Below are 13,328 nucleotides of genomic sequence, written 5' to 3' on the forward strand. Positions count from 1 at the left end.
ATGCATCTGCTGCAAACCCAGGAACGCACGCTCGACGATGAGGCGGCCGCGATCGATCTGGCCCTGAGCCCGGCCGATCTCGTCGTCCTCTCGTTTACGGACAGCGATCTTGCCGTGTCTGCAGCGGCGTTCGACGCCATAGACGGCCAAATGCCGAGCCTTCGGGTCGCCAATCTGGCGCGGCTGAAACATCCCTATTCGGTCGATCTCTTCGTCGAGACACTCGCGCCGCATGCGCGTTTCGTTCTGGTTCGCTTGCTCGGCGGGCTCGACTATTGGCGTTACGGTGTCGAAGAGCTCGGCGCGGCGGCGCGGCGCTACGGCTTTCACCTCGCTGTGGTGCCTGGCGACGGCCGTGAGGATCTGCGCCTCGACAAGGCCTCGACGCTGCCGCAAGACGATCTCCGACGGCTCTGGGCCTATTTCCAATCCGGTGGTGCGGCCAATATTGGGCAAGCCTTGCTGTTCATGGCGTCGCGCGCCGGTCACGCGATGGCGTGGAACGAGCCCAAGCCGGTTCCGCATGCGGGGCTGTTCGAGGCGGGATGTCGGGCCGCTTCCGACACGGCGCCCCATGCCCTGATCCTTTTCTACCGCTCGGCTTTGCTGGCCGCCGATACGGCGCCGATCGAGGCTCTGGCCGATGCGCTCGCGGCGCGCGGCGCGCGGGTCACGAGCCTGTTCGCCACCAGCCTCAAGGATCCGGACAGCAAAGATGCGATCCGCGCCGCGCTGCAATTTGATCCGCCGCAGGTCATCCTCAACACCACCGCGTTTTCGGCGCGGTCCGGTCAGCGGGCCGCCATCACGGATCGGGCCAAGGTTCCGGTGCTGCAGGTCATGCTAGCGGGCGCGACCGCCGAACAATGGTCGGCCTCGACACGCGGTCTTGGGGCCGCCGATCTCGCCATGAACGTCGTGCTGCCGGAGGTGGATGGTCGCATCATCGCAGGGGCGATCTCGTTCAAGGCCGAGGCGGATCGTCGGTCCGATCTTGAATTCACGCGCATCGTCCATCGCGCCGAACCCGACCGGATCGCGCATGCGGCCGACCTCGCGATGGCCTGGGGCAAACTCGCCCGCAAACCGCGCCACGCGCGCCGAATCGGCTGTGTAATCTCGGATTATCCGGGCCGCGACGGCCGCACCGGTTATGCGCTTGGTCTGGATACGCCCGCCAGCGTCTTGACCATCGCGGATCACCTCCGCGAGGCAGGTTTCTCGATCGGGGCGATGCCGGATTCCGCCTCGATGATGCGGCAACTCACGGCGGATGATCGCGCGCCGGTTCTATCGCTGGCAGACTACCGGCTTCTCTTCGAGAGCCTGCCGCCCGCTTTTGCCGCCTCGGTCACGGCCGCCTGGGGCGATGCGGGTGACGATCCGGTCGTTAACGAGGAGCAGTTCGCTTTTCCAATGCTGCGCTCGGGCACGTTCCTGCTCGCGGTGCAGCCCGATCGCGGTGCGCCACACAACCGGCGCACCGATTATCACGACACCGCGCTGCCGCCGTGCCACGCCTATGTGGCATTCTATCTTTGGCTGAGGGTCGTCGAGCAAATCGATGCGATGATCCATCTCGGGACGCATGGCACGCTCGAATGGCTGCCCGGCAAAGCTGTCGCGCTGAGCCAATCCTGCGGACCGGAGGCCGTGCTCGGCCCGGTCCCGGTCGTCTATCCGTTCATCGTCAATAATCCGGGTGAAGCCGCTCAGGCGAAAAGGCGGATCGCGGCGGTCACGATCGGGCATCTGACGCCGCCGCTGATGGAGGCCGGTCATCACGGGGTGACGCTGGATCTCGAAGCCCTGTTCGACGAATACGCTCAGGCCGTCACGCTCGATCAGCGGCGCGCGAAGGTGCTGGCCAAGCTCATTCTGGACAAAGCCGCCGAGAGTGGCGTCGCGACCGACTGCGGCGTCGATCCGACCGCCGACCCGGATGCGACCCTGGCGGCGCTTGACGCTTGGCTCTGTGACATCAAGGAGATGCGGATCGGCGACGGTCTCCACGTCTTCGGTCGAAATTCGGCCGCCGCCGTAGATGGCGCAGAGCTCTGCGGGCCGGCTGAATTTGCCGGCCTTCTGACGGCGCTGGATGGCGCGTTCGTCCCGCCTGGTCCTTCCGGAGCGCCCTCACGTGGGCGGCTCGACGTGCTGCCGACGGGCCGCAACCTGTTCACGGTCGATCCCCGTGCCGTGCCGACCCGGACGGCCTATGATCTCGGTAAGGCGCTGGCGAGCGAGGTCATGACGCGATACGCACAGGATCATGGCGACTGGCCGCGCAGCTTGGTGCTCGACCTTTGGGGCAGCGCCACGATGCGGACGGGCGGCGACGATCTCGGGCAGGCTTTCGCGCTGATCGGCGTGCGTCCACGCTGGGATCCGGCGTCGAGCCGCGTTCTCGGCTACGATATTCTTCCATCTGCGCTTCTCGACTGGCCGCGGGTGGACGTGACCTTGAGAATTTCGGGCCTGTTCCGCGACACCTTTCCCGAGCAAATCGCGTTGTTCGACGCCGCGAGCCGCGCGGTCTCGATGCTGGACGAGACGGCGGACGACAACGCCCTCGTGGCGGCGGCGCGCGCGGGACCGGACGGCGCGCTTCCGCCGCGTGTCTTCGGCGCCGCGCCCGGCCAATATGGCGTCGGCATCGCCCGCACGATCGCGGCAGGCGCTTGGGAGAACCGAAGCGAGCTTGGCGAAGCCTATTTGGCCGCGACCTCGCATGCCTATGGGGCGGGCGAGGGTATCGAGGCCAGCGCTGCCTTCCGGGCGCAGGTGGGCTCGGCCGACGTCTATATCCATGTGCAGGACCAGCCGGGCGCCGATCTGCTCGATGCGGCCACCTATGCGGACCATCAGGGGGGCTTCGCGGCAGCCGCCTCCGCGCTCGGCAACACGCCCGCGCTCTATCAAGCCGATACGAGTGTGCCTGGACGGCAAGCGGTGCGGAGCCTTGCCGAAGAGATCGCGCGCACGGTGCGCGGGCGCGCCGGCAATCCACGCTGGATCGCCGGACAGATGCGGCACGGCCATCGCGGAGCGGCGGAGATCGCCGAGACGGTCGATAATCTCTTTGCCTTTGCGGCGACGACAGACGCCGTAGCGAGCCGCCATTTCGACCTTCTTTTCGAAGCGACCTTAGGCGACGAAGCCGTGCGGGATTTCCTTTGCGACAGCAATCCGTTGGCGGCCCGCGCCATCGCAGAGCGCTTCTCTCAGGCGATCGACCGGCAGTTCTGGACCTCTCGCCGCAACTCCGTCGCCAGCATTTTGGCCGAGATGATGGAGGGAGGCGCGTGAGCGGGCTCCCTCCCAAAGCAGAGGACACCGGGAGGCGCGTGACCGGGCTCCCTTCCAAAGCAGAGGACACCGGGAGGCGCGTGAGCGGGCTCGGCGGGATGCGGGTCGGCTGGTGTCCCGGCGCGTTGCGGCCGATGATGGCCGGTGATGGCCTCCTTGTCCGTCTCAAGCCACGCGCCGCCGGGCTTTCGGCCTCGCAATGTTTGGCGGTCGCAGATCTCTCGCGGCGATTCGGCAACGGCATCATCAACATCACCGGACGTGGCAATCTGCAGCTCCGGGGCGTGCAGCAGGCCGGAGTCGATCAACTGGTGTCCTGTCTCGATGCCTTGAAACTCGTCGATGCGACACCGGACGGCGAGGCCGTTCGCAACGTCATCGCGAGCCCGCTGGCGGGTCACGATCCCGATGCGCTTGTCGACATTCGCGCAATCGTCACGGCGCTGGAAGATCGACTGGCGGCGGATCCCGCTCTGTGGCGCCTGCCGCCGAAATTTACGTGGAGCGTGGATGACGGGGGCTTTTTCTCCGTTGCCGATCGGCCTGTCGATGTCGGGTTCGAGGCGATGGTCGGACCGGATGAGGTTCGCTTCGCGATTCGGCTCGATGGCGGTGACGTCGTCGGCTCTTGTTCGGCCGATGCGGTCGTGCCGACCGCTCAGGCGCTGGCGGCCGCGTTTCTCGAACTCTGCGCCGTTTTTCAGCTCGAGCCTCACCGCATGCGTGATCTCGTCGCGCGTTGCGGTGCCAGGAGGATCTTGGCACATGCGGGCGTCTCTGGGGCGGATGTTCTTACTAGGGAGCGCCCCGAGCGCCTGCCGATCGGAGTGGGGCGGCGAGTCGCCTCGTCGTGGGTCGGGGTCGCGCCGCCGTTCGGCCGGTTGGAGGCCGGTGGCTTGGCGGCTTTCGCATCCGCGGTTGCCAGCGGCACGATCCGCGCGACGCCCTGGCGCACCCTGCTGGTTCCGGGGCTGGACGAAGCGGAGGCGGACCGAATCTGGGCGAGCGTCGAAGGACAGTTCGGTGGGGCCTCGGGCCTCATCGTCGATCCGTCCGATCCGCGCCTGCGGGTCGCCGCCTGTTCCGGCGCTCCCGCCTGTCTCCGTGCCACCACGCCAGTGCAGGAGGATGCCGGAATCCTGGCTGCCGCGCTGATCATGCCAGGCTCCGGCACCCTGCTGCACGTCTCGGGATGCGCCAAGGGCTGCGCGCATCCGGAGGTCGCGGCGATGACTTTGGTCGGGCGGGAGGGCGTCTATGACCTCGTGCGCGACGGCAAAGCGGGCGACCGGCCGGACACGCAAGGGCTGACCCGCGGCGACATCCTCGCGATCATGGTCGACCGGGCACAATCCGTGGGATACGCAGCATCCTCAAGGCTCCGGGAGCAAGCGTTCTGACCACCTATGATTATATCCGTGATGGCGCGGAGATTTATCGCCGCTCGTTCGCCATGATCCGCAACGAGACCGACCTCAGTCGCTTCTCGCCGACGGAAGAGCGGGTCGCGGTTCGGATCATTCACGCCTGCGGCATCGTGGAAGCCGTCAACGACATCCTGTTTTCACCCGGCGCGGTGGATTGCGGCATCGCGGCCTTGCGTCGGGGGGCGCCCGTGCTCTGCGACGCCCATATGGTGGCCGATGGCGTGACGCGCGCGCGGCTGCCGGCCGGCAATGCGGTGATCTGCACCTTGCGCGATCCGCGCGTCTTGGCTCTGGCGCAGGATCTCGGAACCACCCGGACGGCCGCCGCCATGGAGCTTTGGCGGGAGCATCTGCCGGGATCGGTCGTGGTGATCGGCAATGCTCCGACCGCTCTGTTCCGCCTCCTCGAATTGCTGGATGACGGCGTCGGCGCGCCGGCCGTCGTGGTTGGGATGCCGGTCGGCTTCGTTGGAGCCGCCGAATCGAAAGATGCCCTGTTTCAAGATGGCCGCGTGCCAGCCATGATCGTCAGGGGTCGTAAGGGCGGCAGCGCGATGGCGGCGGGGGCGTTGAATGCCCTCTCGAGCGCAACCGAATGACCAGCCTCTCACGCGCGGGGCGGCTGTTCGGCATCGGGCTCGGCCCCGGCGACCCGGAGCTCGTCACCGTCAAGGCGATGCGTTATCTGCAGCGCGCGACCGTGGTGGCCTACTTCGCCAAAGCGGGGCGGTGCGGCATCGCCCGGACGATCGCGACGCCATGGCTGTCGCACGGCGTTCGCGAGCTTCCGCTCCACTATCCTGTCACGACCGAGATGCCGTTCGACGGAGACGATTACGTGTCGCTGCTCGGCGCGTTCTATGCCGAGGCTGCCGATCTTCTCGCGGTCGACCTCGCGGCCGGACAGGATGTGGTGCTGCTCTGCGAGGGCGACCCGCTGTTCTATGGGTCGTTCATGCATCTCTACAGTCGGTTGAGAGACCGATTTCCGGTCGAGATCGTGCCTGGTGTGACTGGCATGTCCGGGTGCTGGACGGCCGCCGGCGAACCGATGACCTGGGGCGACGATGTGTTGACTGTGCTGCCCGGCACGCTGGCAGCGGGGGCCTTGCGCGAGCGGTTGGCCGGGAGCGATGCGATCGTGATCATGAAGCTTGGGCAGAACTTGCCGAAAGTCCGCGCCGCGCTGGATGCGGTCGGCTTGCTCGATCGGGCCATCTATGTCGAGCGCGGCACGATGGAGGGGCAGATGATCCTCCCGCTGCGGGAGAAGACCGACGATCACGCGCCCTATTTCGCTATTGTGCTCGTGCCGGGGCTGGGGCGGCGGCCATGACGGTTGGATCGCTCGCCGTCATCGGTCTCGGACCGGGACCGGCCGACTGGCTGACGCCCGAGGCCTCGAGGCTGCTCGGCGAGGCGACCGATCTCATCGGTTATGAACCCTATGTGGCGCGCGTCGCCGACCGGCCCGGTCTGGTGCGTCACGCGTCCGACAATCGGGTCGAACTCGACCGGGCGCGACACGCTTTGGCGCTGGCTGCATCCGGGCGGCATGTCGCGGTCGTCTCGGGCGGCGATCCCGGCGTCTTCGCCATGGCGGCGGCCGTGTTCGAGGCGATCGAGGCGGGAGCGCCTGACTGGCGCGGGCTCGACATTCGGGTCGCGCCGGGCGTGTCGGCCATGCAGGCTGCCGCAGCTCGGCTCGGTGCCCCGCTCGGCCATGATTTCTGTGTCATGTCGCTGTCGGACAATCTCAAGCCCTGGGCCATCATCGAGAAGCGGCTGCGGGCCGTGGCCGACGGCGACTTCGTGCTGGCGCTTTATAATCCGGCCTCGAAGGCGCGGCCGACGCAACTCTCGGACGCGTTCGCGCTGCTGCGCGACCTGAAGGACAGCGACACGCCGGTCGCTTTCGCGCGCGCGGTGGGTCGACCCGACGAGCGGATCGTCATCACGACGCTCGGGCAGGCCGACGCCAGCCTTGCCGACATGAGCACGCTGGTGCTGATCGGATCGAGCGAGACACGGCTCGTCTCGCGCCCCGACGGTTCGGCATGGCTGCTCACGCCGCGTCATTACGGCGTGCCGCGTTGAGCCTCGATCCAGGCCAGCGCGGCGGCGAGATCGTGCAGGACGAGGCCGCTCTCCCGGCTTGGGGGGGCGATCAGGATGACCGGGAGCGCCAGGGCGCGGGCCGCCAGAAGCTTGTCGAAACTTGCGCCACCGCCGCTGTTCTTCGTGACCAGCACGTCGATCCGCTCGGCGCGCAGCAGGTCGATCTCCTGGTTCACCGGGAAAGGTCCCCGCGCCAGAATCACGCGATTGTCGGGCGGCACATCGGCGGGGGCGGGCGGGTCGATAGTGCGGATCAGGTAGTGGTGCTGCGGCGCAGCCAGAAAGGCCGCGAGGCCGAGCCGGCCGCTGGTGACGAATACGCGTTTTTGCGTCGAGCCCAGCGACAATGCGGCCTCGTCCAAGCTGGTGACGGTCGTCCAACGGTCGGTCGGCTTGGGTCGCCAGGGCCGGCGCGTGAAGGTCGCGAGCGGGAGGCCGGAGCCGACCGACGCTGCCGCCGCATGGGCCGACATACGCGCCGCGAAGGGGTGCGTGGCATCGATCATGGCGTCGATGCGATTGTGGCGCAGATAGTCGACCAGTCCGTCGATGCCGCCGAAGCCGCCGATCCGATGCGGAATGGGCGGGAGCAGGGGCGTCAGCGTCCGACCCGCCAAGGACAGGATCGGTGCGACGTCACTTTTGCCCGCAAGCGCACGCGCCAGCGCGCTAGCTTCGCTGCTACCGCCGAGGATCAGAAGTCGCACCGGTTGGTGTCGCACGGGGTCATCCGATGAAGCCGGCTCCCTGGCTGACGCTGGTCGGCATCGGCGAGGATGGCCTTGATGGGCTGTCGTCTGCCGCACGACGCGCCGTGATGCAAGCCGAGCTGGTCGTCGGTGGCCGTCGGCACCTCGCTTTGGTGGGCGACACGCCGGGCACACACCTGCCGTGGGGCTCGCCGATCGAGGCAACCTTTCCGGCTATCCTGTCGCGGCGCGGCAGCGCTGTCTGCGTGCTGGCGAGTGGTGATCCGTTTCATTACGGCATCGGCTCCATTCTGGCCCGGCATGTCGATCCGGGCGATATGACGTGCTTGCCGCATGCCTCGAGTTTCAGTCTGGCGGCAGCCCGCCTCGGCTGGGCACTTCAGGATTGTGGACTGGTGACGCTTCACGGTCGCCCGCTTGATCGGGTCGTGCCGCTTTTGCGTCCCGGCAAGCTCATCTTGGCGCTGTCGTGGGACGAGACGACCCCGGCGGCGCTTGCAGCTTTACTCGTAGCGCGCGGCTATGCGCTGTCACGCCTGACCATTCTCGAGGCGATGGGCGGACCGCGCGAGCGGATCACCTCTGCGCTCGCACGCGACGTCGGCCTCGACCGTGTCGATCCGTTAAATGTCGTGGCGGTCGAAGTTTTGGCCGACGCGACGGCACGGGTGCCGCCGATGACGCCGGGCCTTCCCGACGACTGGTTCGAGCATGATGGCCAGATCACCAAGTCACGCATGCGGGCTCTCACGCTATCGGCCCTTGCGCCTCAACCGGGGGGTCTGTTGTGGGACGTCGGAGCCGGATCGGGATCGGTCGGCATCGAATGGATGATGTCGTGTCCCGACAATCGCACCATCGCGATCGAGGCCGATCCGGTTCGCGCCTCTCGCGTCGCCCGCAACGCGGCATCGTTCGGGTTGGCCGATCTGCGCGTTGTCGAGGGGCGTGCTCCCGACGGACTTCAGGATCTTCCCCGGCCCGATGCGATCTTCATCGGCGGCGGCGTGACATCGCCTGGACTGCTCGACTTTTGCTTGGACGCGCTCGCCCCGGGCGGACGGCTGGTTGCCAATGTGGTCACGCTCGAGGGCCAGATGCTGCTCGGAGCCGCCTTCGCGGCGCATGGCGGCGATCTCGTAACCGTCAACATCGCTCAAGCCGATCCGGTCGGGCGTTTCCATGGCTGGCGCGCCGCCATGCCGGTCACCCAATGGGTCTGGGTCAAGCCATGACCCGCCTGGTTGCGATCGGGGTCGGGTGCCGCGCCGGTTGTGCGGACGACGCCATCACGCGGCTCGTCGAACAAGCGCTTGCGGCTCTGCCGGCGCGCTATGCCGCATGCGGGATGGCGCTTTACACGATCGAAGACAAACGCCACGAGGCTGGCCTCGTCAAGGCAGCCGAGCACCTTGGCCTCACGCTCGCATTCCTGTCGCGCGACTTATTGCAAGCCGCAATGCCGGGTGTCGCGACGCGTTCGCCCGCTGCCGATGTCCGGTTCGGTGTCGCATCGGTTTCCGAGGCAAGCGCGTTGGCCGGGGCAGGGCCGGGCGCGACCTTGCTGGTCAAGCGGATCGCAGCCGAGGGAGCGACCTGCGCCATCGCGGCTCCACCGGAGGAGACGCCATGACGGTTCACTTTATCGGGGCTGGCCCCGGTGCACCCGACCTCATCACGATCCGGGGGCGCGACCTCATCGCATGCTCGCCGGTCTGCCTCTATGCCGGATCGTTGATTCCGGCGGCCCTTCTGGCGCATTGTGCGCCCGGCACCCGCATCGTCGATACCGCGCCGCTCAGCCTGGAGGGGATCGAGGTGGAGTTCCGACGCGCCCACGCGGCTGGGCAGGACGTCGCCCGTCTCCAATCGGGCGACCTGTCGATCTGGAGCGCCCTCGGTGAACAGATGCGGCTCCTCGACCGACTCGGAATTCCATACACTGTCACGCCGGGCGTCCCGTCCTTCGCGGCGGCTGCAGCAGCGCTTCGCACCGAATTGACCCTGCCGGCCCTCACCCAATCGGTCGTCCTGACCCGAACCGGCGGCCGTGCGTCGGCGATGCCGGACCGCGAACAGCTCAGCGCCTATGCGGCCACGGGAGCCACGCTGGCGATCCACCTGTCGATCCACAAACTCGATGGAGTGCTGGCCGAACTGATCCCATTCTACGGCGTGGATTGTCCCGCCGCGGTCGTGGTCCGCGCATCGTGGCCGGATGAGCGCGTGTTTCGTGGCACCTTGTCGAGCCTGGGCGCGGCGGTGGCGGCCGATCCGGTCGAGCGCACGGCACTGATCTTGGTCGGTCCGGTGCTCGGCTCAGCGGATTTTCGCGCGAGTGCACTCTACGATGCCGATTATCACCGGCGTTTTCGCGGCGGCATGGCCTGAGCCGTCAGGCAGTGGTGCGGCAGCCGCTTTCGCCGACAACGCGACCGTCGCGGTCGATCAACACGATGTCGAGATCGATACCAGGACCGAGTGTCGCGGCGGCCGTCTCCCAGGCCGAGGTGGCGACGGGTCGCCCAAGATCGATGCCCCGTTGCTGCATCACATCAAAGGCTTGAGCGATGGTGTTGACATCCCTGATTAACGTAACGTCATCCTGCGTGGCGCCGATGCTGGCCGCCTGAGCACCCAACCAGGCCCGGTCGACCTCGCCGCGTTTCGAATGAAGATCGAGGAGGCCCTGGCCAAGTTTGCTGATCTTCGCCACGCCGCCCGCGATCGTGACGCGGGGAACTGGATAGCGGCGGAGATACTTCAACATACCGCCGACGAAATCCCCCATGTCGATCAAGGCGGGGTCGGACAGTGCGTAATGGGCCTGAATGGCCTTTTCCGAGGTGTCGCCGGTCGCGCCCGCGACATGGGGCAAGCCAAGGGCGCGCGCCACGTCGATGCCACGATGGATGCTATCGATCCAGGCCGCGCAGGAATAGGGAATGACGATGCCGGTCGTGCCGAGGATCGACAATCCCCCAACGATTCCGAGACGACCGTTCAAGGTCCGCTCCGCCAGCTTTTCGCCGCCCGGTATCGAAATTTCGACATCGACATCGCGCGGGCCGTCGAACGCGGTCGCCGCTTCGTCGATCGCCGCGCGGATCATGGCGCGGGGCACCGGGTTGATGGCGGGTTCGCCGATCCCCAGCGCCAGCCCGGGCCGCGTCACGGTGCCCACCCCAGCGCCCGCGCGAAACAGGATTCCTCTGCCTTCGCTTGCAAGCCGGACTGTAGCCAGTATGACGGCTCCATGAGTGACATCGGGATCATCCCCCGCATCCTTGACGATCCCGGCCTGCGCGTAATTTGCGCCGTGCTCCGTGCTGGCCAGCGCGAAGGCAATCCGCTGGCCGTTCGGCAGCGCCACGCTCACGGGGTCGGGGAACGCTCCCGTCACGAGCGCCTCATAGGCGGCGCGGGCCGCTGCGGTCGCGCAGGTGCCGGTCGTCCAGCCACGCCGCAAAGCGGCAGAAGTTCGCTCGGTCATGATCGCGGAATGTATGCCGTGTCGTGCGGCCTGAACAGGGTTGCGGCCCGATGAGCGACTTTTCGTTCGCCAACGCGCTTGCCGACCTCTCCCTCCCGTGCCTCGAACCCGGGACGGTGTGGCTGGTTGGCGCAGGGCCGGGCGATCCGGGCCTATTGACGCTGCATGCGTTGAACGGGTTGAGGCAAGCCGATGTGGTGGTTTACGACGCGCTCGTCGGCGATGTTGTGCTCGGCTTCGCGCGCCCCGACGCTTTGCGCGAATTCGCCGGCAAGCGAGGCGGCTTGCCGTCGCCCAAACAGCGGGATATCAGCAAGCGCCTGATCGAACTGGCTTTGGCGGGGCATCGCGTGCTCCGGTTGAAGGGCGGCGATCCGTTCGTCTTCGGTCGCGGCGGCGAAGAAGCCTTGGCCTTGGCGGCTGCCGGCATCCCGTTCCGCGTCGTCCCGGGCATCACGGCCGGCATCGGCGGCCTCGCCTATGCGGCCATTCCGGCAACCACACGCGACACCAACCGGGCCGTGATCCTGGCAACCGGCCACTCGGCCGGGGGCGCTGTCGACACCAACGATTGGGCTGCGCTGGCCCGGACCGGACTGCCGATCATCCTCTACATGGGCATGACGTTCCTCGACGGCATCGCGGCCGGCTTGATCGAGGGGGGGCTTTCGCCCGAGACGCCGGTCGCGATCGTGACCGATGCGACGTCGGCTCGCCAGCGCATCCTCATCACCACGCTTCAGCGTGCCAAGGTCGATGCGAGGGAGCGTGGTCTCGGAGCCCCGGCGATCGTGGCGATCGGCGATATCGTCCGCCTGCACGATGTTCTCGCGCCCTACGCGATCACACTCGAGGATCTTGCATGATCCCTGCAACACCCGGTTTCGTCATCGCGGCCCCGCGCTCAGGCAGCGGCAAAACCACGCTGACGCTTGGCCTGCTCCGCGCGTTCGCCCGGCGCGGCCTGCGTGTGGCCGGAGCCAAATGTGGGCCGGATTATATCGATCCCGCCTTCCATGCGGCCGCGACCGGCCGTCCGAGCTTCAACCTCGATACCTGGGCCATGGAGCCGTCGCTCGTGACCGCTCTCGCGGCGCGCTCCGGAGCGGAATGCGATCTCGTAATCTGCGAGGGGTTGATGGGGTTGTTCGATGGCGTCCCGGCAGAGGCGGGCCGCAGCGGATCGAGTGCCGATGTCGCGGCGGCCCTCGGCTGGCCGGTGCTGTTGATCCACGATGTCGGTGGCCAATCTCAGTCGGCCGCCGCGCAGATCAAGGGATGTCGTGATTATGACCCCCGCATCCGCATCGCGGGCGTCGTGCTGAATCGCGTCGGCAGCGAGCGGCATCGGCGGCTGGTGACTGACGGCATCGCGAGCTTCGGGCTGCCGGTGCTGGGCGCTCTCCCGCGATCGAGCGCCATTGCACTGCCGGAGCGCCACCTCGGCTTGGTGCAGGCGGAGGAAACCACAGAACTCATGACCCGGCTCGACGCGATGGCGGATTTCGTCGAGGCGCATGTCGACCTTGATGCCGTCCTCGCGCTCGCGACGCGGGGACAACCGGATGCGGCGGCGCATGACGCCGTGCCGGTTCGACCTCCGGGCCAACACATCGCCATCGCGCGGGATTCAGCCTTTTCGTTTTTGTACCCGCATGTTCTGACTGGCTGGCGAGATGCCGGTGCGGCCTTGAGTTTCTTCTCGCCGCTGGCCGATGAAGCACCTGCCACTGACTGCGATTGCGCGTGGCTGCCGGGCGGCTACCCCGAATTGCACGCCGCGCAATTGGCGTCCTGTCGCCACTTTCTGGATGGCATGCGGACGGTCGCCACGAGCCGGCCGGTGCATGGCGAGTGCGGCGGCTACATGGTTTTGGGTCGGTCACTTACGGATGCGAGTGGGACGGCACATGCGATGCTGGGCTTGCTCGGTCTCGAGACGAGCTTCGGCACCCGCAAGCTCCATCTCGGCTATCGCGACGCAAGTCTGCTGGCCGATAGTCGCTTCGGTCCTGCCGGTACGCGACTGCGCGGGCATGAATTTCATTATGCGACCGTGACGAGCGACGGCGGCGATGCTGCGCTGGCAAGCGTGCAGGATGCTTATGCTTCTCCACCAACGCTGTCCGGAACCCGTCGTGGAAATGTCACAGGCAGCTTCTTTCATGCGATTGCCGCACTGCGGGAGGAGAGCGGCCTTGGCAGCGCCGTTAAGCTCCCGTTAAGTTCGAAAGAGCGAAATTAAGCTTCAATTTCCGGACCGTTGCGGGG

The 13,328-nt window shown here is 67.1% G+C and carries 12 protein-coding genes; 10 read left to right on the plus strand and 2 right to left on the minus strand.

All coding sequences use genetic code 11. From position 1 onward, the window contains the following. The 5 genes from cobN to cobJ all read left to right on the plus strand — a co-directional run bounded on the left by cobN (position 1) and on the right by cobJ (position 6,833). Entirely contained in the window at positions 1-3,309 is a 3,309-nt protein-coding gene (cobN, locus tag LGH83_RS01530) for a cobaltochelatase subunit CobN (protein ID WP_227400348.1), read from the plus strand. 80 nt (positions 3,310-3,389) lie between these two features. Then, positions 3,390-4,709 carry a precorrin-3B synthase gene (gene cobG, locus LGH83_RS01535; RefSeq protein WP_227400349.1) on the plus strand — a complete coding sequence of 440 codons (1,320 nt, stop codon included), beginning with the start codon at positions 3,390-3,392 and terminating at the stop codon, positions 4,707-4,709. Between the two features lie 53 nt (positions 4,710-4,762). After that, entirely contained in the window at positions 4,763-5,335 is a 573-nt protein-coding gene (locus LGH83_RS01540) for a precorrin-8X methylmutase (RefSeq protein ID WP_264479127.1), read from the plus strand. Beyond that, positions 5,332-6,072, plus strand: coding sequence for a precorrin-2 C(20)-methyltransferase (locus LGH83_RS01545; RefSeq protein WP_227400350.1), 741 nt, complete (start codon positions 5,332-5,334; stop codon positions 6,070-6,072). Before LGH83_RS01540 ends, LGH83_RS01545 begins: the two co-directional genes overlap by 4 nt. Continuing rightward, the gene (gene cobJ / locus LGH83_RS01550; protein WP_227400351.1) at positions 6,069-6,833 is read left to right on the plus strand and encodes a precorrin-3B C(17)-methyltransferase; all 765 of its coding nucleotides are present in this window, start codon (positions 6,069-6,071) and stop codon (positions 6,831-6,833) included. The genes LGH83_RS01545 and cobJ overlap by 4 nt, the downstream gene beginning before the upstream one ends. On the opposite strand, the gene LGH83_RS01555 is transcribed toward cobJ, so the two are convergent. Next, entirely contained in the window at positions 6,815-7,576 is a 762-nt protein-coding gene (locus LGH83_RS01555) for a cobalt-precorrin-6A reductase (RefSeq protein WP_227400352.1), read from the minus strand. The genes cobJ and LGH83_RS01555 overlap by 19 nt on opposite strands. Before the next feature lie 11 nt (positions 7,577-7,587). Here LGH83_RS01555 and cbiE point away from each other — a divergent pair, with 11 nt between their 5' ends. Genes cbiE through cobM form a run of 3 tightly spaced genes read left to right on the plus strand, consistent with a single transcriptional unit; the run spans position 7,588 to position 9,955 of the window. Next, positions 7,588-8,799: a precorrin-6y C5,15-methyltransferase (decarboxylating) subunit CbiE gene (cbiE, locus tag LGH83_RS01560; protein ID WP_227400353.1), complete on the plus strand. Its 1,212-nt coding sequence runs from the start codon at positions 7,588-7,590 to the stop codon at positions 8,797-8,799. Beyond that, a complete protein-coding gene (locus LGH83_RS01565) occupies positions 8,796-9,197 on the plus strand; it encodes a cobalamin biosynthesis protein (protein WP_227400354.1) in 402 nt (133 codons plus the stop codon). Before cbiE ends, LGH83_RS01565 begins: the two co-directional genes overlap by 4 nt. Next, positions 9,194-9,955 (plus strand): precorrin-4 C(11)-methyltransferase, encoded by a 762-nt coding sequence (gene cobM, locus LGH83_RS01570; RefSeq protein WP_227400355.1) that lies wholly within the window; start codon positions 9,194-9,196, stop codon positions 9,953-9,955. Before LGH83_RS01565 ends, cobM begins: the two co-directional genes overlap by 4 nt. 4 nt (positions 9,956-9,959) lie before the next feature. Here cobM and LGH83_RS01575 read toward each other — a convergent pair whose 3' ends face one another. Further along, positions 9,960-11,057 carry a cobalt-precorrin-5B (C(1))-methyltransferase gene (locus LGH83_RS01575; RefSeq protein WP_227400356.1) on the minus strand — a complete coding sequence of 366 codons (1,098 nt, stop codon included), beginning with the start codon at positions 11,055-11,057 and terminating at the stop codon, positions 9,960-9,962. Between the two features lie 50 nt (positions 11,058-11,107). Here LGH83_RS01575 and cobA point away from each other — a divergent pair, with 50 nt between their 5' ends. Both cobA and LGH83_RS01585 read left to right on the plus strand, forming a co-directional pair. Beyond that, entirely contained in the window at positions 11,108-11,923 is an 816-nt protein-coding gene (cobA, locus tag LGH83_RS01580) for a uroporphyrinogen-III C-methyltransferase (RefSeq protein WP_227400357.1), read from the plus strand. Beyond that, positions 11,920-13,302, plus strand: coding sequence for a cobyrinate a,c-diamide synthase (locus tag LGH83_RS01585; protein WP_227400358.1), 1,383 nt, complete (start codon positions 11,920-11,922; stop codon positions 13,300-13,302). The genes cobA and LGH83_RS01585 overlap by 4 nt, the downstream gene beginning before the upstream one ends. The last annotated feature ends 26 nt before the right edge of the window (positions 13,303-13,328 follow it).

Source organism: Lichenihabitans sp. PAMC28606, assembly GCF_020616535.1.
Taxonomy (GTDB): domain Bacteria; phylum Pseudomonadota; class Alphaproteobacteria; order Rhizobiales; family Beijerinckiaceae; genus Lichenihabitans; species Lichenihabitans psoromatis.

Bases quoted from the DNA above. Each gene is read 5' to 3' on its own strand.
- cobN (WP_227400348.1), top strand. From the start codon at position 1: ATGCATCTGCTGCAAACCCAGGAACGCACGCTCGACGATGAGGCGGCC.
- LGH83_RS01540 (WP_264479127.1), top strand. From the start codon at position 4,763: ATGATCCGCAACGAGACCGACCTCAGTCGCTTCTCGCCGACGGAAGAG.
- LGH83_RS01545 (WP_227400350.1), top strand. From the start codon at position 5,332: ATGACCAGCCTCTCACGCGCGGGGCGGCTGTTCGGCATCGGGCTCGGC.
- cobJ (WP_227400351.1), top strand. From the start codon at position 6,069: ATGACGGTTGGATCGCTCGCCGTCATCGGTCTCGGACCGGGACCGGCC.
- cbiE (WP_227400353.1), top strand. From the start codon at position 7,588: ATGAAGCCGGCTCCCTGGCTGACGCTGGTCGGCATCGGCGAGGATGGC.
- LGH83_RS01565 (WP_227400354.1), top strand. From the start codon at position 8,796: ATGACCCGCCTGGTTGCGATCGGGGTCGGGTGCCGCGCCGGTTGTGCG.
- cobM (WP_227400355.1), top strand. From the start codon at position 9,194: ATGACGGTTCACTTTATCGGGGCTGGCCCCGGTGCACCCGACCTCATC.
- LGH83_RS01575 (WP_227400356.1), bottom strand. From the start codon at position 11,057: ATGACCGAGCGAACTTCTGCCGCTTTGCGGCGTGGCTGGACGACCGGC.
- cobA (WP_227400357.1), top strand. From the start codon at position 11,108: ATGAGCGACTTTTCGTTCGCCAACGCGCTTGCCGACCTCTCCCTCCCG.
- LGH83_RS01585 (WP_227400358.1), top strand. From the start codon at position 11,920: ATGATCCCTGCAACACCCGGTTTCGTCATCGCGGCCCCGCGCTCAGGC.